At 40.7% G+C, this 23409-nt stretch carries 25 protein-coding genes, 1 tRNA gene and 1 riboswitch; of the genes, 20 read left to right on the top strand and 6 right to left on the bottom strand.

All coding sequences use genetic code 11. From position 1 onward, the window contains the following. The first annotated feature begins 54 nt into the window (after window positions 1–54). From M3221_RS24050 to M3221_RS24035, 4 genes are all read left to right on the top strand, one after another. Window positions 55–882, top strand: a complete 828-nt coding sequence (locus tag M3221_RS24050; protein ID WP_251274598.1) for a pentapeptide repeat-containing protein — start codon at window positions 55–57, stop codon at window positions 880–882. Between the two features lie 157 nt (window positions 883–1039). Beyond that, the gene (locus M3221_RS24045) at window positions 1040–1765 is read left to right on the top strand and encodes a deoxynucleoside kinase (RefSeq protein WP_251274597.1); all 726 of its coding nucleotides are present in this window, start codon (window positions 1040–1042) and stop codon (window positions 1763–1765) included. Window positions 1766–2037: 272 nt separating this feature from the next. Then, on the top strand, window positions 2038–2229 hold the full coding sequence (locus tag M3221_RS24040) for a hypothetical protein (protein ID WP_251274596.1): 192 nt from the start codon (window positions 2038–2040) through the stop codon (window positions 2227–2229). A gap of 66 nt (window positions 2230–2295) precedes the next feature. Further along, complete coding sequence (locus tag M3221_RS24035; RefSeq protein WP_251274595.1) at window positions 2296–2499, top strand: hypothetical protein; 204 nt, start codon at window positions 2296–2298, stop codon at window positions 2497–2499. Window positions 2500–2503: 4 nt separating this feature from the next. Here M3221_RS24035 and M3221_RS24030 read toward each other — a convergent pair whose 3' ends face one another. Both M3221_RS24030 and M3221_RS24025 read right to left on the bottom strand, forming a co-directional pair. Beyond that, window positions 2504–2755: a hypothetical protein gene (locus M3221_RS24030; protein WP_251274594.1), complete on the bottom strand. Its 252-nt coding sequence runs from the start codon at window positions 2753–2755 to the stop codon at window positions 2504–2506. Between the two features lie 849 nt (window positions 2756–3604). After that, the gene (locus M3221_RS24025; protein WP_251274593.1) at window positions 3605–3772 is read right to left on the bottom strand and encodes an aspartyl-phosphate phosphatase Spo0E family protein; all 168 of its coding nucleotides are present in this window, start codon (window positions 3770–3772) and stop codon (window positions 3605–3607) included. 192 nt (window positions 3773–3964) lie between these two features. Between M3221_RS24025 and M3221_RS24020 the strand changes: the two genes are divergently transcribed. Further along, window positions 3965–4105, top strand: a complete 141-nt coding sequence (locus M3221_RS24020; protein ID WP_251274592.1) for a hypothetical protein — start codon at window positions 3965–3967, stop codon at window positions 4103–4105. 213 nt (window positions 4106–4318) lie between these two features. Here the strand turns inward: M3221_RS24020 and M3221_RS24015 are convergent, their stop codons facing one another. Beyond that, on the bottom strand, window positions 4319–4549 hold the full coding sequence (locus tag M3221_RS24015; protein ID WP_251274591.1) for a hypothetical protein: 231 nt from the start codon (window positions 4547–4549) through the stop codon (window positions 4319–4321). 940 nt (window positions 4550–5489) lie between these two features. Here M3221_RS24015 and M3221_RS24010 point away from each other — a divergent pair. From M3221_RS24010 to M3221_RS23990, 5 genes are all read left to right on the top strand, one after another. Then, window positions 5490–5792 (top strand): hypothetical protein, encoded by a 303-nt coding sequence (locus M3221_RS24010; protein WP_251274590.1) that lies wholly within the window; start codon window positions 5490–5492, stop codon window positions 5790–5792. A gap of 323 nt (window positions 5793–6115) precedes the next feature. Further along, window positions 6116–6871 carry a GTP cyclohydrolase II gene (locus M3221_RS24005; protein WP_251274589.1) on the top strand — a complete coding sequence of 252 codons (756 nt, stop codon included), beginning with the start codon at window positions 6116–6118 and terminating at the stop codon, window positions 6869–6871. 420 nt (window positions 6872–7291) lie between these two features. Beyond that, window positions 7292–8692: an NCS1 family transporter gene (locus tag M3221_RS24000; RefSeq protein ID WP_251274588.1), complete on the top strand. Its 1401-nt coding sequence runs from the start codon at window positions 7292–7294 to the stop codon at window positions 8690–8692. Between the two features lie 173 nt (window positions 8693–8865). Then, window positions 8866–9288, top strand: coding sequence for a MarR family winged helix-turn-helix transcriptional regulator (locus tag M3221_RS23995; protein WP_251274587.1), 423 nt, complete (start codon window positions 8866–8868; stop codon window positions 9286–9288). 74 nt (window positions 9289–9362) lie between these two features. Then, the gene (locus M3221_RS23990) at window positions 9363–9953 is read left to right on the top strand and encodes an NAD(P)H-dependent oxidoreductase (protein WP_251274586.1); all 591 of its coding nucleotides are present in this window, start codon (window positions 9363–9365) and stop codon (window positions 9951–9953) included. Window positions 9954–10088: 135 nt separating this feature from the next. Here the strand turns inward: M3221_RS23990 and M3221_RS23985 are convergent, their stop codons facing one another. Next, window positions 10089–10397, bottom strand: coding sequence for a winged helix-turn-helix transcriptional regulator (locus tag M3221_RS23985; RefSeq protein WP_251274585.1), 309 nt, complete (start codon window positions 10395–10397; stop codon window positions 10089–10091). Window positions 10398–10588: 191 nt separating this feature from the next. Between M3221_RS23985 and M3221_RS23980 the strand changes: the two genes are divergently transcribed. The 6 genes from M3221_RS23980 (at window position 10589) to M3221_RS23955 (ending at window position 16289) form a co-directional block, all read left to right on the top strand. Then, window positions 10589–10996, top strand: a complete 408-nt coding sequence (locus tag M3221_RS23980; protein WP_251274584.1) for a DoxX family protein — start codon at window positions 10589–10591, stop codon at window positions 10994–10996. Between the two features lie 130 nt (window positions 10997–11126). After that, complete coding sequence (locus M3221_RS23975) at window positions 11127–12191, top strand: LLM class flavin-dependent oxidoreductase (protein ID WP_251274583.1); 1065 nt, start codon at window positions 11127–11129, stop codon at window positions 12189–12191. Window positions 12192–12257: 66 nt separating this feature from the next. Next, a complete protein-coding gene (locus tag M3221_RS23970; protein WP_396395405.1) occupies window positions 12258–12950 on the top strand; it encodes an FMN-dependent NADH-azoreductase in 693 nt (230 codons plus the stop codon). Between the two features lie 169 nt (window positions 12951–13119). Continuing rightward, a complete protein-coding gene (locus tag M3221_RS23965; RefSeq protein WP_251274582.1) occupies window positions 13120–13995 on the top strand; it encodes an SDR family oxidoreductase in 876 nt (291 codons plus the stop codon). Between the two features lie 630 nt (window positions 13996–14625). Continuing rightward, window positions 14626–14826: a DUF3311 domain-containing protein gene (locus M3221_RS23960; protein ID WP_251274581.1), complete on the top strand. Its 201-nt coding sequence runs from the start codon at window positions 14626–14628 to the stop codon at window positions 14824–14826. After that, window positions 14823–16289: a sodium:solute symporter family protein gene (locus tag M3221_RS23955; protein WP_251274580.1), complete on the top strand. Its 1467-nt coding sequence runs from the start codon at window positions 14823–14825 to the stop codon at window positions 16287–16289. The genes M3221_RS23960 and M3221_RS23955 overlap by 4 nt, the downstream gene beginning before the upstream one ends. A gap of 162 nt (window positions 16290–16451) precedes the next feature. On the opposite strand, the gene M3221_RS23950 is transcribed toward M3221_RS23955, so the two are convergent. Next, the gene (locus M3221_RS23950) at window positions 16452–17579 is read right to left on the bottom strand and encodes a 5-methyltetrahydropteroyltriglutamate--homocysteine S-methyltransferase (RefSeq protein ID WP_251274579.1); all 1128 of its coding nucleotides are present in this window, start codon (window positions 17577–17579) and stop codon (window positions 16452–16454) included. A gap of 82 nt (window positions 17580–17661) precedes the next feature. Then, a riboswitch (SAM riboswitch) is annotated at window positions 17662–17762 on the bottom strand. A 263-nt stretch (window positions 17763–18025) separates the two neighbouring features. Between M3221_RS23950 and M3221_RS23945 the strand changes: the two genes are divergently transcribed. The 3 genes from M3221_RS23945 (at window position 18026) to M3221_RS23935 (ending at window position 22263) form a co-directional block, all read left to right on the top strand. Then, window positions 18026–19126, top strand: coding sequence for a carbon-nitrogen hydrolase family protein (locus tag M3221_RS23945; protein ID WP_311316176.1), 1101 nt, complete (start codon window positions 18026–18028; stop codon window positions 19124–19126). 294 nt (window positions 19127–19420) lie between these two features. Next, window positions 19421–20548: an IS200/IS605 family element RNA-guided endonuclease TnpB gene (tnpB, locus tag M3221_RS23940; RefSeq protein WP_251274578.1), complete on the top strand. Its 1128-nt coding sequence runs from the start codon at window positions 19421–19423 to the stop codon at window positions 20546–20548. A gap of 455 nt (window positions 20549–21003) precedes the next feature. Then, window positions 21004–22263 carry a DUF5068 domain-containing protein gene (locus tag M3221_RS23935; RefSeq protein WP_251274577.1) on the top strand — a complete coding sequence of 420 codons (1260 nt, stop codon included), beginning with the start codon at window positions 21004–21006 and terminating at the stop codon, window positions 22261–22263. 303 nt (window positions 22264–22566) lie between these two features. Here the strand turns inward: M3221_RS23935 and M3221_RS23930 are convergent, their stop codons facing one another. Next, window positions 22567–22803 carry a hypothetical protein gene (locus tag M3221_RS23930; RefSeq protein WP_242237329.1) on the bottom strand — a complete coding sequence of 79 codons (237 nt, stop codon included), beginning with the start codon at window positions 22801–22803 and terminating at the stop codon, window positions 22567–22569. 482 nt (window positions 22804–23285) lie between these two features. On the opposite strand from M3221_RS23930, the gene M3221_RS23925 reads away from it, so the two are divergent. Further along, window positions 23286–23360 (top strand) — tRNA-Asn (locus M3221_RS23925). Window positions 23361–23409 lie beyond the last annotated feature (49 nt).

The raw sequence follows: 23409 nt of genomic DNA, 5'->3' as shown, positions 1-23409 counted from the left end.
ATACAAATAAATGAAGAATCTGTAAGCAGTTTATAATTAAAGGAAGTGTATAGATTGTCTAGTCAACTAGCAAGTAAAAAGAGCCATCTGCGTGCCGACTGTGAACATTGTTTTGGCCTTTGCTGTGTGGCGCTGCCTTATGCAAAATCAGCTGATTTTGCGATGAACAAAGACGGCGGCACCCCATGCCAAAATTTAATGGCAGATTTTTATTGTGGGATTCATCAAAACCTTAGACAAAAAGGATTCCGCGGCTGCGCTGTATATGAATGCTTTGGGGCAGGACAGAAAGTATCGCAGGTTACATACAAAGGGGCAAGCTGGCGGGAGCATCCTGCTTCTGCAAAAGAAATGTTCGATGTATTCCCTATTATGCAGCAGCTCCATGAAATGCTTTGTTACGTAGAAGAAGCGCTTGAATGGAAAGAAACAGCGCCGATTCAACAGGAACTGCAGGAAGCGGCCCGCGATATAGAGGCTCTCACACAGCTAAGCCCCCAGGCGATTTTAAAACTTGACGTACCAGTTCACAGAGCTAGGGTGAATGAGCTTCTTTTACGATCAAGTGCATACGTGCGGTCACAGGCCCGGTCCAAAAAGAAATCGAAAGCAGCGGGCAGAAAAGATTTCTTTGGTGCAAAATTAAAAGGAGCCGATTTAAAAGGCGCTGATTTAAGAGGAGCGCATTTTATTGCAGTTGATTTGAGGGGAGCAGACATGAGACTGACCGACTTGATCGGTGCTGACTTCAGGGATGCTGATTTAAGAGGAGCGGATCTTACGGGAAGCATTTTTTTAACGCAGGCACAGGTGAATGCGGCTAAAGGCGACCGGTATACGAAACTGCCTGCTTCTGTACGAAAGCCGGACCACTGGCTTTAAATAGTAAAAAAAAGACGCTAATACAAAAAGTGAGCCCCTTCAAACAGAAGCGGCTCATTTGATTACAAGGTTTGATGGCGGATTGAACAGAAAGGAAAAAGGATATATTGATGTTAAGCAAAAGAGACAAAGTTGTTTCTCCATCAAAATTGGAGAAATGAAACGTACAAACGAATTGTTAAAAATTGTGCAAGAACGCGATTACTGCTCAAATAAAACAAATGATAAAGGAGAAGGAAACCTCATGATAGTAGTAGAGGGAACAGTTGGGGCAGGTAAATCAACACTATCTCACTTGATCAGCGATCATTTTCACATTCCTGTTTTTGAAGAGCTGGGAAATCCAGACACAGAAAAACTGCTCGATCGTTTTTATGGAGAACGCTCCCGCTGGTCTTTCACAACGCAGATTCATTTTGCGACGGAGCGCTGGCAGATGATCAAACACATTTCTGAACAAAGATGTGGTGTCCTGGATCGTTCTATTTTCGGGGATCAGATATTCGCTAAGCTTTTAAGTGAAGACGGCAGCATGACACCGGAGGAGTATCGGATATATGAAAAACTCCTTGCCGCTATTGTTGAAACGACAAGAGCGCCTGACCTGCTGGTATATCTCCAGTGTGACACAGAAAGGGCAAAAGAACGGATTGACCGTCGTGGACGAGGACTGGAAAGCAAAGTTGAGATGAAGTACTGGGAGCGGTTGAATGAAAAATATGAAGCCTGGTATCAAGGATATCAATACTCGCCCAAGATCCTGCTTGGTGTAAATCATTTGGATTTTGCAAATAACGAGGAGGATAGGGAAAGTGTACTAAGCCTGATTGGGAAAGCTTTAAAAGATATTCAATATCTCAGCGTGAAAATAGCGGAAGCTTAAACTGGACTACTGTCAACATCCATAACGAAGCACTGTATACCGCATAGGTAAACAATTGTTAGTTCGGTTCCATCGCTCTTGTTACAGCACTCACAAAGGAAATACGGACTTTTAATGGCGCATGCCGCGATGGCGGCGTTTAGAGTTTGGATAATCTCGAATGGGATAGGTAACACTTAAAACGTATTCTTTTTTATTACTTCCCTTAAAGTCACTTGCAGACGGGAAGGGTAAAATAAATCCTTTTGACGCGAGGGAAGAAGGAGTGAGATATGATGAAAGTCAAAGTCACATACTATCGTCTGGGCCCGAACGGCATGCCAACCAGTCCGGAGCAGCATGAAGTAGTGGACATTAATCCAGGTCCAAACGATGATACAGGTGAACTGGTGAATGAAGCGTTAAGTAAGAAAACCTTTATAACCGAAGACAAATTTAAAGTAATAGACACAAATGAAGTTTAAGCATCCGGCAGGGTGCTTTTTTCTTTGCCCGAATCATTGTATGATGTAAGAAAAAGGAGTGAAGAAATGGAACTTGGTTTTTCAATATTAAATAATAGTGCCAACGGAATGGCATTAAAAATAGTCATCTTATTCTCCATGATTATTATTTCCATGATCGTGGTCGGGCTCATTTTAAAAGTACTTCGAGTACCGGGCAAAATCATCAATTTTGTCATTACAGCTGTTGGTTTAGGCATCGGGCTGTATTGGCTCAACGTTTTACAATAGTCACTCATTTGAGTGGCTTTTTTATATGCAGGCTCATGATTAAAGTTTGGATGTGAAGCTGCATTCCATTAGAAGACAAATGCTTTTTTAGTTTATAGAAACCATAAAAACGTTTGCTGCTAACGGTTTTTTGTAGTAAGAGGAGGGCGCTAACATGGCGGTTCATTGACTGAAAAGGAGCTGTAGAGTTTTCTTTAAAAAGAACAAAAAAAAGCACAAAAAGTGCTTTAAGAAGATAGTTTGTTCTTCCAATCAAACGTTTGTTTCTCCTTTTGTGAAGGTTTGGATTCTGATTCTGAAAATAAGTTTAGTTTTTTTATGATAGAGCCTAATAAAAAAAACAGGCTGATTTCTAAAATGACTAATACAATAAATATAAAAAGTTCTATAGATAACATAGTGAATGAACCCCCAGGATAGTAAGCCTAATCAAATAGATCGAATGTTAAGTACCCCATTTTAAACAAGGCAAAACATCTTACAAGTGAAATGCAAGACCGTGACGTGTTTCTTGGGAGAAATGACAAAATAAAAAGCGCTGAAAGCGCTTTAGTAGACTCGTTTACCTTTTCTACTTATATGCTGTGGATTCTTTTGTAAAGAATGATAGTCGGATTTCGAAAGCAACGCAGGCTTTTTTGATATAAACACTAATGAAAAAACAAAACTAACTGTTAAAAGTACGGACAAAATCCATCCAAAAAGCTCAATTGGCAGCATGCTAAAACAACCTCCCTTTATGTAAGTGCTTTCATTGGTGAATTAATTATATACCCAACTTAAAGAATATTAAACCATTATTTGTGATTTTTTAGAAAGAATGTTTAACAAAAGGAACAACTGCCCCAATAATAGCTCGAAAGTGAGGTCGGCAGCGAACCAGCTATTGGTTGTATACGCCTCGTTATCCAATGCAGCCGGAGGGACGGTATCTCTAATGAAAAATATACCCAAAAAAACAGCCAGAGAAAGCTCTGGCTGTGCAGAAGTAACGGAGATATAAGCTCAAGAAGAGTAGGACTGCTTTATGCAAACAGTATGGACTGTTTTAAAACGTTTTATACAAACAACATAAAAAAGCGGGGGAGCTATTCGGGTTTATCATTCATCTATTTTGAAGTTGATATTGAAGGATCAGCTCATCCAACTGTTCACTGTAACGCAGCGTTTTCTGGCTGCTAAAGCCGTACTGCTGGCCAGCTTTTATCATTAGATGGCGAAGGTTATTAATTCGTGCAAGTAAGTCACAAAAAGCGCCTTGTTTGTCATTCATAACGTACCTCCTAAATCACAATTAACACATAAGGTGAATTATAGGATACTTATCTTGAAATTGAAACGTTTTTTGTCGAAAAATGTATTTTTAAAAGAAAGGCAAGAATCGTAATCGTTCTGAAACATTAAGAAGAGGGGCAAGAAACGTATACCATTATACAGAGGTGTTAGTAGTAGACAGGGACCGCTCATGAATAGGGTACCGAAAAAACTGACAGAAAGTGGTCGATTGTGTGTTATCCAATACGGTAAAATCGATTTTGATTTCGACGAGGGGATAAAAGAAGCAGAAGACGGAGTGAAATATGGAGTGCAGGCATTCAAGGTATGAAAGAAAAACAAATAAACCAGCTTTTTGAACTACCGCCCACTTACCTGACGGTTGAAGTGGGGGTGTTCTCGTCGAAGATGATAAAGAAGCCGTACAAGACGAACCCCGGATACGTAACAAAAAGTCCCGGTTTATTGCACCGAGACTTCTTTTCACATGGTAAAAGGGTGGGGCTTTAAAGTTAAGCCGTTTATCTTTGGCTTTTTTCATGCCTTAGCTCTTTTCATCGGAATCTGTTTCGACTTCGCCATCTTCGTCATTGTTGATATCTTTATTTTGATCGTTTTCTTCATCTACATTACTGTGGTTCTCTTGAGGATAATCTTCCTGTTCGTCGTTTGTACTGGTTTCTTCTCCGCTGCGATTTCCACATCCGGCTAGTCCACTAATCAGCATAACAGCCATTCCGCTAAGAAGTAAGTATTTTTTCAACATAGCTCCCATTGTAAATTCTCCTTTGGTTAAGTACTCATTATATAGGAAGCATACCCAGTATGATCATGAAAAAAACAGAAGTCCCCACTAAAGTCGTGGCTAGAGCTCCATATTTAAACCATGCTTTTAAATGTTTTAGGCTCAGAATTCGTGATGTTGCCAAAGAGGTTAAAAAAGATCTAAGTCATGAAAGGCTTTGTACCTTTAAAGTAAACGAAATTCATTGTAGTCATGATCGCTATGGCTGGTGGGGAAATTAGGGCCTTCCCGTGTCCAATCGAAGGTCGCGTTTACTTTCATCCACGAACCTAGGCTTTCTAAAAGAACTGTTTTGATCCTGGAGATTCTTCTTTGAATGCAGCTCAAACGATCATAAGAAATCGGCTGGATTTCACATCCTGTCCGGGAGCAGATATAAAAAAGAACAAAAAAATAACGCCCGCTGATAAAATATCGGAGCGAACGTTAAGTGATCTATATCTAGTTACATTATATCATGTTATAAATGGAGATGCACTCGATATTTGTCGATAAATGTCGAAATATTTCTTCTTACTTTATTTCACGCCTATCGATGAGACAGCCTCCACCAGGGAGCAGATCAAAGCGTGATATGCGCGCAGGGCGGCGCTGTTTCATTCAAAGCCCACTGGCTGAAAAGGCCCCGCTATAAAAAGCGGGGCTATTATGGTTCTTTTATTCGATTGTTATGTATCCACCAATCCATTTGATCCAGGTCAAAAATAATCATGTTGCTAAAAAGTTTTTTGTGCGGCAGCTGGCACTCTTTGAAAAAAGACATTCAAAACTTGCTAATATGGGTATTGTAAGTGATATTTAAGTTCATTTCCTGTTTTGTTTTCATATGGTTTATCCCGTCCGAACAATTTCATCTTGCAGGAAATGATCTCCTGTTAGCGAATGTATGTTAAGGAAAGGAGATGGTTCGATGGAGAAAGATTTAGTAAAAGATTTAGTGGCAAAGGGGTTTGAAGTCGTAGACTTTGTAGATATACGCGACCCAAAACATGTATTTGAGGAAATTTATTTAAAAGAAGAAGACACAGAAAACATTTTAGAAATGTTAGGGATTAACCCGGATACAGCCGCTTTGTCTGGAGAACAGGAGAAACTATTTGTGACTGGAGAAGCTGCAGCGTTAGATCCGTATTACAGGCAGGGTGAAGAGCCTCCTAATAGGAAAGATGCTATTGTACCTTTAAAATACGAAGTAAAAGAAGCAGCCGTTTAACAGGCTGCTTTTTTCTTTGTTCTCATTTGAAAAGAATGATTTGTAACTTGAGGAAGGCCGAAGTTATATAATAGTAATAGAAAAAGAGTCCATGTGAGAGGGTCCTTTTTGGAGCGGCTGACCTAAACGTAAATGGCCCTCGCATATTTCTTTAAAATATGGGGGGAGAATAAAGGAAACGACAAAGCAGAAAAAAGATAACTATTTATAAAGTGTTGATTCATAATGCTTTAGCTGTATAAGCAAGTTATTTTACATTCCAGTTTTCCTTTGGTTTATAATAAACAGCAGTGAAATGCAAATGAGAAAGAAGGAAGAAACTCATGGAACAAACAGTATTGGATCAAAAGGTACTTTCTGTATTAAAAGATAAAATTCAGCTCATTCCAACAACAGAAGGAGCGATTTATTTAGTCGGACCCATTAAACTGCCTGTTAATTTATACGGGGAAACCGTCGCGTTTCAATGGTACTGCTGGCTGAATTATGAGGAAGTAACAGAAGATTATGGGAAGATTATTGAAAAGCTGTCTTCTGCGAATTTAGCGGAGCTGCAGCAATCCAGCGTCCTCGTGTACGGCGACTTTTCGGACAATGAAGAAGCGATTATTCGCATGCATTCGATCTGCCACACAGGAGACATCTTTGGCAGTAAACGCTGTGACTGCGGCTATCAATTAAAACAATCCATGGATATGATTGTAAAACATGGGACAGGGGCTTTATTTTATCTGGCTAATCATGAAGGACGAGGCATTGGCTTATTCAGTAAAGCGATGGCTTATATTCTTCAGGAAAATGGCTATGACACCGTGGATGCCAATGAAAGCCTCGGTTTTGTTGACGATGCCAGAAATTACGACGATGCCATTCTGGTGCTTAAAACGCTGCGCTCCAAACCGGTTACCTTGATGACCAACAATCCGAAAAAGCTGGAAGCTCTTAAAAATGCTGGCTTAAAGGTATCAAGCCGTAAACCGCTTTGGGGCGATATTTCAGAGTTTAACGAGAACTACCTGCAAACAAAAATCAAACGTTCAGGACACCTGCAGGAAGACGGGACCTGCCCGAACGATTAAAAAGAAGCGGCTGTTTGAATAGCCGCTTCTTTTTTTATGCTTCCAATGAACCCACCCCTCATTTATACGACAAATTATCCCTTATTCGCACTTCTATTTATTGAGTTTGCCTTTAGTTTTATTCAAAGCATCTAAAAAAGTGTAAGAAAATGTACAGATCTCCCAATGACTTTTTATTCAGAGTTTTATAAACTTTACTTATGTTACATTTGATGACATTGAATGAGAAGTTATCTTCCGTGTAATATTGATTTCTTTTGTCCTTTCAACAATAAAAAAAGAGAAGGAAAATCAGAAAAGAGCAACAGTTTTACTATGTTGAAATAGAAGCAATTTATACCCTTATTTGACTGAATATTCTTTTATCTAGACAGTTAAATGAAGGGATGATGCAGATAAAGAAATGGAGTTGAAGGCATCATGTCAACAAATGCAGTCAGGCAGACAACAGAAGAGGTATCAATTCCTTATTCAACAGGGATCGATGAATCGTTAAAACCGAAAACAAAAGAAAGTCGAACGGTTGGGCCTTTTTCTTATATGTTTATGTGGATTGGTGACGGCGTAAACTTGGGGAATATGACACTTGGGGCGAGTTTGGTTGTAGCGGGTGTGGCGACGTTGAACCTTTTACAGACTTTTTTGGCCGCAGCGATTGCAATTGGGATTATTTCAATCTTTTTCGCTTTGAATGACCGGCTCGGATATCGAACGGGAATTCCATATGTGGTGCAGCTGAGAATGTCGTTTGGGGTTAAAGGTTCTGTGATTTCTTCCTTGCTGCGCGGTATACCGGCGATTGTCTGGTATGGATTTCAAAGCTGGACGGGCGGAACCGCTTTAAATGAAATTGCTAAAATTGTATCGGGCGGCTCTTTTGATAATGTAGCCATTTGTTTTGTAGTTATCCAGCTCCTGCAAATTGTTCTGTCGATGTTTGGTTTTCATGCGATTAAGTGGATGGAGATTTTGGCATCTGTTGTGATTATGCTGGGACTTGTTTATGTATTTGGTGTTTTGATGGCGTCCCATAGCGATGTCATTGCTCAAAAATGGGTTCATGCTGAAGGCTCATGGGGCTTGCCGTTCTTTGCGTTTATTATGGTGTTCCTCGGAAACTATGCGGCTATTTTCTTGAGTGCAGCCGATTATTCACGGGAGCTGAAAATAGGAATTAGTGATGCAAAACGCGGCTTTTTATACTTCTCGCCAATTGTGGTTGCTTACGGATTTGTTCTGACGATTGGTGCGATGCTCGCGGCTGCTACCGGTATCTCTAATCCGGTTAAAGCTTTTGCGGTTGTGGTGGATAACCCTTATATTACCGTTGCAGTATCGGCATTTATCGTAATCGGCGCAGTTGCTGTCAACATGGTGGCCAATATTATTCCGCCAACGTATGTGATTACATCGCTGACAAAGTTAAAGTACAAGCCAGCGGTCGTCATTACCGGGCTGCTTGCTTTTTGCTCCTGCCCATGGATTTTAGTACAGGATTCATCTGCACAAGGCTTAAATACATTCATTTTGATTTACTCTGCTTTCTTGGGGCCAATTGCTTCGATTTTGCTGGTAGAATACTATATTTTGCGGAAACAGAAAGTGGATGTATCCCATTTGTATGAAGAAAACGGACAGTTTGCCGGGTTCAATCCGTGTGCCATCCTGGCCATGCTGATCGGGGCTGGCGCAGCTTTTATGCAAGTAGACTTGGGCTGGATTATCGGCGTGATTGTCGGCGGGCTTTCATACCTGCTGCTGATGAAATTCACATTTAAAAATTCGGCATTTAAAAAAGGCACAATTTTTGAAAAGAAATAGAAAACAGGAATCATAAATCGAAAAATACTCTTTAAGGCGAATGAGCAGCAGCTTCCGCTTTAAAGGGTGTTTTTGTATAGGGAAGGAAAAGAAATAAAGGTGGCAGACAAAATTTGCATGAATACACTCATTTATTTCTTGTCATTACATAGATGTCTATGTATAATGTGGCTATGTTGAAATATCATGCAGCTTCCATGATTGGAAAAATTAAAGAGGCAGTCGATAAAATGATTGTCTCAGAACTCGGGCAGCACGGCATTGAAGGAATTGTTCCTTCGCATGGCGGTATTCTGTCATTTTTATATCAAGAAAACCAGCTTTCGGTAAAAGAACTGGCTGAAAAAATCCACCGCACACAGCCTACTGTTACCGTACTGGTGAAAAAATTAGAGTCTTTAGGCTATGTGGAAAGAAAAAAAAGTGAGGAGGATCAGCGGATCACGCTCATTTGCCTGACGGAAAAAGGCAGGCAGTTAGAACCGATCTTCCGCGACGTTTCAGCGCGGTTAAATGAACAACTGTATGGCGGTTTGCAGGAAGACGAGAAAAAGCAGCTGGAACGGCTGCTGGAAACCATTTTGAACAGGTTTTAAATTTTTTTAATGGAATACATAGATATCTATGTATGTGGAAAGAATAAAAAATTATATTATCGGAGGTTATCCACATGAAACATCTTATCGTTTATGCCCACCCTCATAAAGAAAGCTTAAATCACGCTATACTCAAAACGACTGTGGAAGCATTAAAGAAAAATGGCCATGAAGTAGCTGTACGTGATTTGTATGCTTTGGATTTTCAGCCCGTACTGAAACCAGAAGATACAGAAGCCATGAAAGCAGGGCGGACACCGCAGGATATTAAAACAGAACAGGAATTTATCGCAGAAGCGGATGCCATTACTTTTATTTACCCGATTTGGTGGACGGGTCTTCCAGCAATCTTGAAAGGCTATGTAGACCGCGTATTTTCTTACGGCTTTGCGTATGCGGCTGGTGAGCAGGGAATTGTTAAAATGCTGACAGGTAAAAAAGGCTTTATCATTAATACACATGGCACGCCGAGTGAAGTGTATGATGAAATGGGTATGACGGCAGGAATGAAGGTTACATCCGATACAGGGATTTTCGAGTTTACAGGCATTGAACCAGCAGGGCATTTGTTCTTTGGAAGTATCGGTTATTTAAGCGCGGATATGTATGAAGGCATGTTAAAAGAAGTGGAAGAGCAGGTTACGGCTCTTTTCCCACAAGATTAAGCATTCGTTTTAAAAAGAAAAAGCTGATTCCGGCAGGGGATCAGCTTTTTTGTTGTCAGCAGTCTTGGAAGGTGTATAAAAACGGTGGTTATTTCAATTATTGCTTTTTAAAAGCAACCATATTGTGCGAAATCTTTATGCTTCCAGCCAGGTCTGTGACCACTTCTCAATATCTCTCATCAGAGGTTCTAATCCTAATCCTTTTTCAGTCAGTGAGTATTCGATTCGAACAGGGGTTTCCGGATAAACATCTCGTTTCACAATTCCTTCGCTTTCCAAATCCTTTAATCTTTCCGAAAGCACTCTGCCACTGACTCCGATGGAAGATTCAATGCTGCAAAAACGCTGTGGACCGGATAGCAATTGGTAAATGATCATGCCTGTCCATCTCTGGCTCAGTAATCCCATGGCTTTTTCAAATCGTGGACAAATTGACTTATCCATTTTTTATCACTCCTTATTTATATTATAACCGGATTCAAAAATAATTAAATTATTTTTTTTCAAATACTTACTTGACGGAATTACATTACGTAAATATAATAACTTACATAAAGTAAGCCACTAATTAAACGTATTTAAAACTGCAGTGGTTTTGATTAGGGACAACATCATTTTGGAAGGGGCATAAAAACATGGAAAGAAGCAATGAAATAGGGACATTCATTTTAAGAGTATTTTTGGGAATCACGTTTTTTGTACATGGATTAGCAAAATTTCAAGGGGGTATTGAGAACACGGCTGGATTTTTTGACAGCCTCGGTCTTCCTCCATTCACTGCATACGTTGTGGCCGTCATTGAATTAGTTGGCGGACTGGCGATGGTACTGGGATTAGGGACCCGGGTAGTGGCGATTTTATTTGCGGTCATTCTGGCTGTGGCCACTGTGAAAGTAAAATTGGCTGCTGGGTTTCTTGGAAACGGACAAATGGCTGGCTACGAGCTTGATTTAGCGCTCATCGTAATCGCGATTTATCTTTCGCTGGCTAAAAAATCTTTATTCGCTTTGGATCACGTTCTTTTTCGCTCTAAAGAAGCGTAATAAAGAAAGTTGAAGAAAAGAACTACAGAACCTTTTAAGCAATCGAATTTGATTACTCATTAAATGAAGAATCAGAGCTTGATTTCGCTTTTTTGTATCGTAACGGTTTTAATTGGAGGGAAGCGCGGTTATGCAGGAAAAGTTGAAAAATACCGGAATAGAAATTGGCCTCTATACGCTTGGTGATTTATGCCCGGATCCTTATACAGGCCAAACCATTCGTGCGCATCAAAGAATAAAAGAAATCATCGAAGCCGCCAAGCTTGCGGATGAAGCAGGCCTTGATCTGTTTGGAGTTGGCGAACATCATCGGTTAGACTATGCAACTTCTTCTATTCCTGTTGTTCTAGCAGCGATTGCGCAAACCACAAAACGCATCAAATTAACAAGTGCCACAACGGTATTAAGTACAGTGGATCCTGTTCGTTTGTTCGAGGACTTTGCTACATTGGATTTGGTTTCTGACGGACGGGCAGAAATGATCGCCGGACGGGGCGCTTTCATCGAATCATTTCCGCTTTTCGGCTTTCAAATCGATGACAATGATGCTCTGTTTTCTGAACATATGGAGCTGTTTTTAAAGCTTAATGAACAAGAAAGAGTTTCCTGGCAGGGACGCTTTCGTCCAGCTTTAACAAATGCGGAAATTGCTCCTCGTCCTTTGCAAAAGGAGCTGCCTATATGGGTAGGTGTTGGAGGCACGCTCGAAAGTGCAGAGCGGGCTGGCAGGTTCGGCGTTGGCATGGCTATGGCCATCCTTGGTGGTGACCCGGAACGGTTTAAGCCGTTGGCGGATGTATATCGCAAAGCGGGTGCTAAAGCAGGCCATGCTTCGGAAAAGCTTAAAATTGGTGTAACCGGCCACGGCTATATCTCAAAGACGACACAGCAAGCCAAAGAAGAGTTCTACCCTTACTATGTAAATTATTGGTCTTATGTGAATCGTCAGCGGGGTATGGGAGGCAGCGTATCGAGAGAAGATTTCGAACAAATGACAGCGCCGGATACTGCTCTGTTTGTAGGAAGCCCGCAGCAAATCATAGAGAAAATTCTTCGTCAGCATGAGCTTTTTGGACATCAGCGTTTTCTGGCACAAATTGATATAGGCGGCTTGCCGTTCCAAAAGGTGGCTGAAGGAATCGAGCTGTTAGCCACGCGGGTAATGCCAATTGTTAAAAAAGAAACAAGTAAATAAATAAATCCGGATCTCGACTGCAGAATTCGGCTGAATCATATTTTAAAGAAAGCAAAGGTGATAGAAATGGGATTTTTAGATAAATTATTTGGAAGTAAAGAACAAGATATGACTACGGCGGTAGTGCCAAAAACGGCGAAAGTATTATTTGTCAAAGCAAATGATCGTCCAGCAGAACAAGCTGTCAGCTCACAAATGTATGATACCTTTTTAACGACGTTTAAAGAAGCGAATCCAAACGCTGATATAGCCGAACTTGATCTGTTCAACCTTGACCTTCCGTACTTCGGAAACACGACGATTACAGCTGGATACAAGCGCAGCCAGGGCTTAGAGCTGACACCGGAAGAAGCAAAAGCGGCAGATCTAGTAGAACAATATTTAAACCAGTTTCTAGCGGCCGAAAAAGTCGTAATTGCTTTTCCGTTATGGAACTTTACAATTCCAGCTCCGCTCGTAACCTATATTTCGTACCTTTCCCAGGCGGGGAAAACATTTAAATATACCGAACAGGGCCCAGTCGGATTAGCTGGAGATAAAAAAGTGGTCATCTTAAATGCACGCGGCTCCGATTACTCTTCTCAACAAATGGCTTCCATGGAAATGGCCGTGAACTATGTAACCAATCTACTTGCATTCTGGGGAATTACCAACCCTGAAACAATCATCATAGAGGGGCATAACCAGTATACGGACCGTTCACAGGTGATCATTGCAGAGGGTCTGGAAAAAACCGCAAAAGCAGCGGCGAAATTTTAATGACAGGAGACGGGCGTAAACGTGAATGAATCATTCCTTCATGTCTCTTAAAAAGATCTTGGTTCAATCCTCACAAATTATATTAAACCGGACAGCTTGATTATTTAGTATCTTACCGGGGAAATATAGCAAGAAAGATAAAATTAAAACAGATTTGGAGGAATAAGCCGTGAAAATATTAGTGACAGGTGCAACAGGGAAATTAGGAACGAAGGTCGTAGAAACATTATTGAAAACTGTTCCAGCCAGCCAATTAGCTATAAGTGTCCGCAATCCGGAAAAAGCAGAAGCATTGAAGAATCAGGGAGTAGAAGTCCGGCAGGGGGACTTTGATTCTCCTGAAACATTAACTTCTGCTTTTCAAGGAATCGACCGGCTGCTCATTATCTCTGCAGATGGCGATAATGAAACAAGAATCCGCCAGCATACAAACGCAGTAAAAGCAGCTCAAGACGCACAGGTTGGATTTATTGCGTATACGAGCTTAACGAACGCAAGTGAAAGCACCCTGTTTTTAGCACCGCCGCACCGTGCTGCGGAAGAAGCGATCTTAAAAACGGGCATTCCGTACTCTTTCTTGCGAAACAACTGGTACTTGGAAAACGAAATTCCAAGTATTCAAGGAGCAGTCGCGGGTGCACCCTGGGTCACTTCAGCAGGTTCCGGCAAAGTAGGCTGGGCGCCGCAGCAGGACTATGCGGAGGCAGCCGCTGCTGTACTGACTGGGGAAGGACACGCCAATACCATTTATGAACTTTCCGGTAAGCCTATGACCCAGGAAGAGCTGGTATCCGATATTGGCACCATACTTGGTAAAGAAATACCAGTTCAGCAAGTCGATGATACCGCTTATGCAGATATCATGAAAGAAGCAGGCGTACCAGACGATTTTCTGCCATTTCTTGTAGAAATCCAGCGGGGGATTCGCGAAGGCGCATTGGAGGCCGATAGCGATGATTTTGACAAGCTGCTCGGACGTCCATCAACGCCAGTCAGCGAAGCACTGCCGCAAATCATCATGGAAATTTCTCAAACAAACGAATAATATTTATCGACAACGGCTTCTCTGCATACTAGAGAGGCCGTTTCTTTTAGATAGGCAACTTCTATTCGGTTAGCATTCAGGTTACCGTTATACCATAAGCAGATGAAGATAGCATAAAAGTTTACGAAAAGTTTTCTTCATTTTTATGAATGTGAGACAAGTGAACTCAACAAAAGAAAAATGGCTGGCGCTGCTAGAGCATCTGATGGATCTATTTGTAGGCTTTATAGCTTTATTTTTGGGTATCCTGCTTATCTTACTTGGTTGAATAGGCTAAACAAGTCCATCTTATATTGCTTTTCTGCGCAGTGGATCTTTCTCTTAATATAGGTGTTAATATTAGTCATAATGTTAGTACTAATAAGAATGTCTAAGTAAAATTCAACATGAATATGGGTATTCTATGCAAATAAAATGGCTAATTTAAAGGAAGAAGGGGCAGTGAATAGATTCCTTTGAAAAACTACTGAGCAATTTTAATCAACTGATTAATGAAAAAAACAAAAAAACCTAGATTATTGAGCCATATAAAGCAATAATTGAACTGTAATTTAAATTCCGTTTTAAACTGCTTGAAAGGAATTCCTTGATTGCATGTTTACTAACCGATAGCTGGATGGTGATGTCACAATGAAAGTTATGTACATTCTTTCAATTATACCTTTTATAGGTATGCTGGGCTTTCTTCCTTTCGTTAACAGGGTGGAGCCTTTTGTTTTTTCGATGCCGTTTGTGATGTTTTGGGTAGTTATGTGGACACTTCTTACTTCTCTTATTCTAGGCATCATGTATAAATTGGATCCCCGAAACAAAGAGGGGGACGGAAAATGAATACGGCTCTTTTGATTATTTTAGGATTTTTACTTCTGTCTGTTTTTTTAGGGATTCGGTCTACTAAAGGAAAAGAGATGAATTTAGAACAATGGACAGTCGGCGGAAGAGGATTTGGGGCGATGCTTGTCTTTCTTTTGATGGCTGGAGAAATTTATACGACGTTTTCCTTCCTGGGCGGCAGCGGCTGGGCTTACGGAAAAGGGGCGCCCGCTTTGTACGTTCTGATGTATATCACCCTGTCGTATGTTTTATCGTATTGGCTGCTGCCTGTTATATGGAAATATGCAAAAGAACATCAGTTGATGTCACAGTCTGACTTCTTTGTAAGTAAGTATAAAAGTCCGTATTTAGGGGTTCTGGTTGCGCTGGTTGGTGTAATCGGAATGATCCCTGTAATCGTCGTTCAGCTGAAAGGAATGGGCATTATCGTGTCGCAGGCATCATACGGAGCGATTTCTATGAATACAGCTGTTTGGCTGGGGGCTATAAGCCTTACTATATACGTGATGGTATCGGGTATACATGGATCAGCTTGGACGGCGATCATTAAAGACATTATGATGATAGGCATTATAGGCTTCCTTGGCATTTATTTGCCTCTTCATTATTATGGCGGATATCAGCCGATGTTCGAGGCCGTTTATGCAGCGAAACCTGAATTACTAAAGTTCCCTGAGCAGGGCCTTAGCGTTTCCTGGCTTATTTCTACGGTTCTGCTGCTTGTCTTAGGTTTTTACATGTGGCCGCAAGTGTTTAGTTCCACTTATACCGCAAAAAACGAAAAAGTATTTCGCAAGAATGCGATGATCAGCCCATTGTATACACTGATGTTATTGTTTGTATTTTTTGTCGGAACAGCAGCGATTTTAAAGGTGCCGGGATTAGAAGGGGAAGAAGTGGATCTTGCTTTACTGCGTCTTTCGATCGAAACGTTTGACCCGTGGGTTATTGGGATCATAGGGGGAGCGGGATTATTAACAGCGCTGGTGCCTGGTTCACTGCTTGTCATGAGCACGGCCACTTTATTGTCCAAAAACGTCTATAGAGTCTTCGTACCTTCGGCAACGGATGAAACAATCGGAAAGCTGGCCAAGCTTCTTGTTCCTGCAGTTTCTCTTACAGCGGTTTACTTTACTTTGAATGGCGGAACGACTTTATCGAATATTATTTTGATGGGTTACAGCTTAATGACACAGCTGGCTCCGTCACTTTACTTTAGTTTAATGAAGAAAAATGTTGTTACAAAGTATGGGGCAGCAGCTGGTATCATCTCTGGACTTGCGACAGTCGCTTATATTACCCTTAGTCAACCGACGATTGCGGCCTTGTTGCCCTTTTTACCGCAGTCATTAAAAGATATTAATATTGGTATTATTGCTCTGGCGGTTAACGTTATCGTAATGATGATTGTCAGCTTTGTTACTCGAAAAGGGCAATATAACACAGCTGAGACAAATTAAATCAGAAAAAAAGAAAATACTTTAAATCGATGAAAGGGCCATTCCACAAATGAAGGAACGGCCCTTTAGTAAGTTCTTAATCTTTGATACTAAAAATCAAAGATTAAGCGGGAAAAGACCTCTCCTGCAGCTGAGGAGAGGTCTTTTCTTTTCAATTACTTTTTACTTATTTCCCCAGACATCTTCTGCAATTTGAACAACGTGACGGATTTTATTCCATTGTTCTTCTTCTGTTAATTCGTTTCCTTCTTCTGTACTTGCAAATCCACATTGAGGGCTTAATGATAAATTTTCTAAAGGAATAAACTGGCTGGCTTCTTGAATTCTTTCTTTAATGTTTTCTGGATTTTCTAATTCAGGGAATTTAGATGTAACTAACCCCAGTACGACCGTTTGGTCACTACGCGTAAAGTTTTTCAATGGTTCAAAGTCACCTGAACGGTTATCATCATACTCAAGGAAAAGCCCGTCTACATGCAGGTTCGCAAAAATTGCATCCGAGATATTATCATAGCCACCGCTTGTAATATACGTAGATCTGAAGTTTCCGCGGCAAATATGCATCGTGATCAACATATCCTCTGGTTTCTTAGCGATAGCATCATTTAAGCAGCTTACTCTTGTATTGATAATATCTTGTACGTCCATGCCAAGCTTTTCAACAACAGCATTGATGCGCTCTTCGGAAACAAAATCAATCCATGAAGTGTCATCTAGCTGCAGATAACGGCAGCCCGCATCGTAAAAAGCTTGAATCGCTTTTTGGTAAGCAGCGACTGTATCATGATAAAACTGCTCGTTGTTCCCGTTGTAATACTCATCCTCTTGGATTCTAGTAAACAACATGTTAGGGCTTGGGATGGAGAATTTAGCAACCTGGCTTCCATCCCCGTATTTTTCAACCGCTTCTTTTAAGAACGTGAAGTGTTCGAGCATATAATGATCATTAAACGCTACTTTACCTACTACTTTAATGGCCTTGTTTTTTGTTTTAGCCCCTTTAAACTGACTGATGTATTCCGTTTCAAACTCCTCTACGCCTTCTAGGCCTGATAAAAAGTCTAAATGCCACCACGCGCGTCTAAATTCACCATCGGTAATCGATTTAAGGCCTGTTTCAATTTGTTTTTGGACAAGCTTTTCAATTTCTTGATCCTCTACCGCTTTTAAGGCAGCTCTATCGATTTCCCCGTTCGTATAAGCTGTTCTGGCTTCTTTAAGAGGTGCGGTTCTTAAAAAGCTCCCTACGTGATCCGCTTTAAATGGAGCTTTTACTAATGTGTTTGTCATAACTTTATTTCCTTCTTTCTTTCAAAATTAAAAAACCCTCTTCTTAAAAATAAGAAGAGGGTAATCGTCAAAACGGGTTCTCTTCTTATCTTCAAGCAAATCGCTACTGGAATTGGCACAGTACTTTAATAGTCCGCTGCCGAGGTTTCCTAGGGCCAGTCCCTCCACCTCTCGAGATAAGAATATTCAAAAATATGTAACTAATATGTAACTAAAAACTAAATTACACTTGTTCGAGCACCTTGTCAATGAAAGTTTAAAAAATTCATTTTAAACGAAAAAAGTGAAAGGGTTTCCAATTATTTAAAGGAAGGAAGCGATAGAAGGACAAATTGGACCGGAAACGAACGGTCAAATTGGATGGATACAAAACAATTTTTTTATCTTACTATAAATAATGCGGGAAAATACAAACTATTCTTTAAACAGAGAGAAGGCAGAGTCTCATGACAAATCAACGTAACGTACGAGTAGCTGTTGTCCAAGCGGCTTCTGTGATTATGGATAGAGAGGCAAGCACAGAAAAAGCGATTGCCTTAACAAAAGAAGCAGGAGAAAAAGGAGCCAATATGGTTGTGTTTCCAGAAGCTTTTATTCCGGCTTATCCGCGAGGGCTGAGCTTTGGCGCGGTTGTCGGCAGCCGTTCACCGGAAGGAAGAAAAGACTGGCTTCGCTACTGGGAAAACGCCGTACCTGTTCCCAGTGAAACAACAAAACGGCTGGGGGAAGCAGCACGGGAAGCAGGAGTGTACCTTGTGATCGGCTTAATTGAGCGGGACACGGAATACAGCGGGGGAACTCTTTACTGCTCCGTTTTGTTTTTTGGTCCGGATGGCTCGCTGCTTGGCAAACATCGCAAGTTAAAACCAACAGGTTCAGAGCGGTTAATCTGGGGAGAAGGAGACGGCAGCACGCTTCCTGTTTTTGATACACCATATGGAAAAATAGGAGCGCTGATTTGCTGGGAAAACTATATGCCGCTGGCGCGAGCTGCGATGTATGCAAAAGGTGTGCAAATTTACATTGCACCTACTGCGGACTCCCGGGAACTCTGGCAGTCGACGATTCGCCACATTGCCGCGGAAGGCAGATGCTTTGTGCTATCCTGCAACCAGTACGTAAACAAAGAAATGTATCCGAAAGACCTGGCTGGCTACGCGGAATTAGAGCATTCACCAGAAGAGATGTGCCCGGGCGGCAGCGCCATTGTGGGTCCTTTAGGAGACTATATAAAAGAGCCGGTATTTGGAAAAGAAGACATACTGATCGCGGATTTGGACCTGCACGATATTGCTTACAGCCAATTTGATTTTGATGTGGTGGGCCATTACTCACGGCCTGACGTATTTCAACTTCTCGTTAACGAAGAAAAAAAGAAAATATACATTTTAAAAAGTAAGAAAAAATCTTATGTAAAACGATGTATCTTTTGCAAAATGAAAATGACTTGGAACAGCCTGCGAGATAAGAAACAGATGTATGCTGCAGCCGAAGTGTATATGCATAGGATCAGACAGCGGTTAAACAAAAAAGCCCAAGGCGGATGAACAATTTTTCGATCCCGTTATTTCTTTTCTTTACGGATATCGTCAATAATAAGTAGTCCCGCCACAAGAAAAATAACGATGAAAAGCCATGTTGTAGTGCTCAAAGTATCTCCTCCAAAGATGAATTCAACCTTCTATCAGATTTTACTGAAAGAGTACCCCCGCTTCCATTTCGTCAAGGGCGCAGCCCAGAAATAAGCGGTGGGGTGAATGTCAGTTTTGCGGAGCAAACGTTTTTAGTTCTGTCTTTTTTTTGTATAATTTGTATTATAGTTACTAAACGAGGTGAGTAGAATGCTGGTGAACAAAGCCTGCCGTTTTCGCTTATATCCAAACAAAAAACAAGAAATGTTGATTGCGAAAACCATTGGCTGCTCGCGTTTTGTGTTCAACCGCTTTCTTTCCTTATGGAACGAAACCTATCAAACAACTGGAAAAGGCTTATCGTACAGTGCCTGTTCTTCCCAGCTTACTCAGCTAAAGAAAGAATTAAGCTGGCTGCAGGAAGTTGATTCACATTCCCTGCAATCATCCTTGAAACATCTTGCGGACTCATTTGACCGTTTCCTCAAGAAGCAAAACGATGCTCCACGATTTAAGAGTAAGAAAAATAAGGTTCAGTCTTACACAACGAATATTGAAAAAAAGAACCAGTTTCCAGAGGTAAGTATTGCAGGCAATCGCATGAAACTGCCTAAGCTGGGCTGGGTTCGTTTTGCGAACAGCCGTGACGTGCAAGGCCGCATTTTAAATGCAACGGTACGGAAAAGCCCTTCCGGAAAGTACTTCGTTTCTTTGCTTGTTGAAACAGAGGTGAAAGACCTGCCCAAAACAGATTCCACCGTTGGGATTGATGTTGGCTTAAAAGACTTTGCCATTCTCTCGAACGGGAAAGTGTACAAAAATCCAACGTTTTTTAGAGCGCTAGAAGCGAAGCTGGCCAAGGCACAGCGCATTCTTTCCCGCCGCCAGCACCTGGCGATTCAGCAAAAAAGACCGTTGTCAGAAGCGAAAAATGTGCAAAAGCAGCGTATCAAAGTGGCACGTATTCATGAACAGATTGCGAACGCACGGACTGATTACTTGCAGAAAATCACGACCGAGATCATCAAAAACCACGATGTCATCGGGATTGAGGACCTGAAAGTGTCAAACATGCTGAAGAACCGTACCTTATCCAAAGCAATCAGCGAAGTTTCCTGGTCGGAATTCCGCACGATGCTGGAATACAAAGCGAAATGGTACGGCAAGAAGGTGATTGCGGTTGATCCTCGCTACACCTCCCAAAGGTGCCATTCATGCGGATATACAGCGAAAGAAAACCGTCGAACACAAGCGGCATTTATTTGTGTTTCCTGCGGTCATTCCGAAAACGCGGACATCAATGCTTCCCGGAATATCCATGATTTAACCATTGTTTAGTCACACAATTTGATTTGCTGCAGGAGACTTGCTGCAAGGTCGTTTGTACTGCCAACCGTCGGAGTGACGGGTGTAGCCTAATGAATTAGGGGCCGATAGGTTCCTGTACTTAGGAATCCCCCTTGTTCAACGAACGTAGTGAGTAACTGGGGGTAATTCAAACGTTTAACCAGCTTAAAAGATTCGAAAAAAATTCCAAAAAGAAGGAAAATCTTATCTGGAACCGAAGATAGAAGGCGGGAATCCAAAAACAATAGATAAAAAAGCTGCGTCCGTCTAAACACAAAGATCGGAGGCAGCTTTTATTTTTTATCTTTTACTTACTTTTGAAGAGAACTAGTATGTATCTATTGAAAATATAGAGTACTTATAAAAAATGCGAAAAGATTACAGGGAAAAAATGTATGTTATAATCGTATAGTAATACAATTCAATTTAAAGAGGTGTGTGAAAACGTGGGGAAATCAAAAGTTTTGTTAGGGACAATCATTTCTGGCCTGCTATTGCTTGCAGCATGTGGAAATGAAGAAAAAGCGTCTGAACCGGAAGTAAAAGACGAACCTAAATCAAAAACAGAGGAAGCCAAGGCGGTTAGTGCCAAGGAAGAAACAAGTTCCGCTGAAGAAAAATCAACTTCTGAATCCAGTGAGATCTTGAATCCAAATATCGCTGCAGAAACAGAAGGAAATGTTGAAGTGGTTTATACGAATAAAGAGCCTAAATTCACCCATGATATGAACGGTTTTAAGGTTTCAGTGGATGAATATCAAATTGTGAAAGTTACCGATATGAATGAAGATTCTACGATCCCATTTGATGACCAAATTGATGGATATGTGGTTTCGACTAAAGTGACGATTGAAAATGGAACCAGCAAACCGATGTATTATAACAACATACATAAAATTCAGCTAAGTAATGATTTAGATTACATACCGTCCGATTGGAAAACGTTTGTGCCGGAAGATCAGCAAATTAACAAAATTAAAAAGAATAAAGATGAGATTTCTTTATTCGAAGCTGGCGAAAAGGTAACGGGCTTAATGACCTTTACTTTAACTAATGCCGAATTTGATCAATTAAAAACCGTTAAACCAAAATATATTATCGAAGGCGATCTTGCGGATAACGACCAATTTAAAAATAGTAACCCGCAGCAATCGCCGGCTTATGATTTCATTTATAGTACTGAACAAGGTGCGCAAACAGCCAGTCAGCCAAAATTTTATCAAGATCGCCTGACTACTGATAACATGGCCGATAAGAAAATGATCTTTGAAAAATCCGGAATCAATGAAACAAAACAAATTGACGATGTGAAAGTAACCCTTGAAGGGGTGCAGTATGCAGAAGTGATTCCAACCGCAGCCAACGTCGAGCGTTTCAAAAATTTTGGGGACAGTGGAGTTGTTGCTTTAACGGTTAAACTGAAAATTGATAACCAATCGGATGCACCGGTAAGTATTTGGAATATCGGCTCTAAATTAAGAATTGATGAAAACAGGGGGACAGCTTTTGCTGAAGGAATGGCTGAACCGCAAGATCCGCAAGAGATTGCGGCCGGGCAGCAAGGCGAAAAATTACATGTATTTTTATTTAATAAAGATGAATTCGAGATCTTTAAGAAGTTTGATTTAGAGTTTGGCCCGTTTTATGGAACAGATGGCAAAGCGTTGTTTAAAGGCAGAACCGCAGCTTTTACTTTGCCTAGATAAGTCATAAACTGAAAAACCAGTGTCCATTCAGATACTGGTTTTTGGCTGTCTAAAAAGTAGACAGTCCTGTTTAATGATGAATTTGTTCTTTGTTAGAATAATTTGTAAAAAATTGATAACCGGTGAAATTTCTATTTAAATAAAAGGTATCGTTCTTCAACGAATGAAGCGGTTAGGTGAAGCATGCTGTTATGAATAAGCAGTATATGTATTTATACTAAATGAGCGTTATTTGATTCTTGATATTTAATTAATGTATGCAATAACGAAAAACGCCAGATAAATGGCGTTTTTCGTTATTCCTTATTGATTGCCTCGGTTGTTTCTGTTGTTGCCTGTTAAATTGTTTGTCACATTCTTCGTAGCATCAACTGCATTCGTTGCAGCGTTTTTCGTAGCATCAACCGCATTCATGGCAACATTTTCTGTTGCTTCTAAAGCATTATGCGCGGTTTCAAAGGCAGAGCCTGCTGTGTTCTTAATGCTCTCTGCGACACCTTTGTTATTTTGTTGGTTTTGATTATTTCTTTGATTAGTCATGATATCTCACCTCCTAAGCAGAGATAGGATGTGTATTCCATGATGAATTATACAGGCTGCTTGTGCTAATACATTTTTTTCCTTAATAGGTATGTTTGTTAAAGAAGGAAAAGGAGGGGGTCAAAAAAGTCATATAAAATCCCAGCGTGAGCGTGCAGCAAAGCCTAAACGAGTAAGGCACCACCATTCAAGTGGTTACTCAGTAATACGTCTCTAAAAAAGTTTTTCTTAAGGTTCTCTCATGGGTTTTCAATCTATTAACCTTCTGCTTTATTCATATTTTATATTTTCTACTTTTGATAAGTATGACTCTTCATAATGAATTCAAAACTCTATACAGCGGTTTTCTTAAAGGGGTATATTTCACTTTGCTGGAAAAGAAAACAGTAAAAGAAGAAAGTTAATAAGAATTTTTTTGAAAAAGTATTGATTTTATTTTTTTAAGATGATATTATTTTATAGCTGTCGTTAGTACAAACTATTCCGCAGTAGCTCAGTGGTAGAGCAATCGGCTGTTAACCGATCGGTCGCAAGTTCGAGTCTTGCCTGCGGAGCCAATCTGGGGAAGTACTCAAGAGGCTGAAGAGGCGCCCCTGCTAAGGGTGT

Origin of the sequence: Domibacillus indicus, assembly GCF_023715895.1 — a bacterium.
Classification (GTDB): Bacteria; Bacillota; Bacilli; order Bacillales; family Domibacillaceae; genus Domibacillus; species Domibacillus indicus_A.
Note: the sequence above shows the minus strand (reverse complement) of the source record. Positions and strands in the feature narration are given on the sequence as shown.

Coding starts and splice junctions, on each gene's coding strand:
- M3221_RS24045 (WP_251274597.1), top strand. CDS start 1,040: ATGAAACGTACAAACGAATTGTTAAAAATTGTGCAAGAACGCGATTAC.
- M3221_RS24040 (WP_251274596.1), top strand. CDS start 2,038: ATGATGAAAGTCAAAGTCACATACTATCGTCTGGGCCCGAACGGCATG.
- M3221_RS24035 (WP_251274595.1), top strand. CDS start 2,296: ATGGAACTTGGTTTTTCAATATTAAATAATAGTGCCAACGGAATGGCA.
- M3221_RS24025 (WP_251274593.1), bottom strand. CDS start 3,772: ATGAATGACAAACAAGGCGCTTTTTGTGACTTACTTGCACGAATTAAT.
- M3221_RS24020 (WP_251274592.1), top strand. CDS start 3,965: ATGAATAGGGTACCGAAAAAACTGACAGAAAGTGGTCGATTGTGTGTT.
- M3221_RS24015 (WP_251274591.1), bottom strand. CDS start 4,549: ATGGGAGCTATGTTGAAAAAATACTTACTTCTTAGCGGAATGGCTGTT.
- M3221_RS24010 (WP_251274590.1), top strand. CDS start 5,490: ATGGAGAAAGATTTAGTAAAAGATTTAGTGGCAAAGGGGTTTGAAGTC.
- M3221_RS24005 (WP_251274589.1), top strand. CDS start 6,116: ATGGAACAAACAGTATTGGATCAAAAGGTACTTTCTGTATTAAAAGAT.
- M3221_RS24000 (WP_251274588.1), top strand. CDS start 7,292: ATGTCAACAAATGCAGTCAGGCAGACAACAGAAGAGGTATCAATTCCT.
- M3221_RS23995 (WP_251274587.1), top strand. CDS start 8,866: ATGTTGAAATATCATGCAGCTTCCATGATTGGAAAAATTAAAGAGGCA.
- M3221_RS23990 (WP_251274586.1), top strand. CDS start 9,363: ATGAAACATCTTATCGTTTATGCCCACCCTCATAAAGAAAGCTTAAAT.
- M3221_RS23985 (WP_251274585.1), bottom strand. CDS start 10,397: ATGGATAAGTCAATTTGTCCACGATTTGAAAAAGCCATGGGATTACTG.
- M3221_RS23980 (WP_251274584.1), top strand. CDS start 10,589: ATGGAAAGAAGCAATGAAATAGGGACATTCATTTTAAGAGTATTTTTG.
- M3221_RS23975 (WP_251274583.1), top strand. CDS start 11,127: ATGCAGGAAAAGTTGAAAAATACCGGAATAGAAATTGGCCTCTATACG.
- M3221_RS23970 (WP_396395405.1), top strand. CDS start 12,258: ATGGGATTTTTAGATAAATTATTTGGAAGTAAAGAACAAGATATGACT.
- M3221_RS23960 (WP_251274581.1), top strand. CDS start 14,626: ATGAAAGTTATGTACATTCTTTCAATTATACCTTTTATAGGTATGCTG.
- M3221_RS23955 (WP_251274580.1), top strand. CDS start 14,823: ATGAATACGGCTCTTTTGATTATTTTAGGATTTTTACTTCTGTCTGTT.
- M3221_RS23950 (WP_251274579.1), bottom strand. CDS start 17,579: ATGACAAACACATTAGTAAAAGCTCCATTTAAAGCGGATCACGTAGGG.
- M3221_RS23945 (WP_311316176.1), top strand. CDS start 18,026: ATGACAAATCAACGTAACGTACGAGTAGCTGTTGTCCAAGCGGCTTCT.
- tnpB (WP_251274578.1), top strand. CDS start 19,421: ATGCTGGTGAACAAAGCCTGCCGTTTTCGCTTATATCCAAACAAAAAA.
- M3221_RS23930 (WP_242237329.1), bottom strand. CDS start 22,803: ATGACTAATCAAAGAAATAATCAAAACCAACAAAATAACAAAGGTGTC.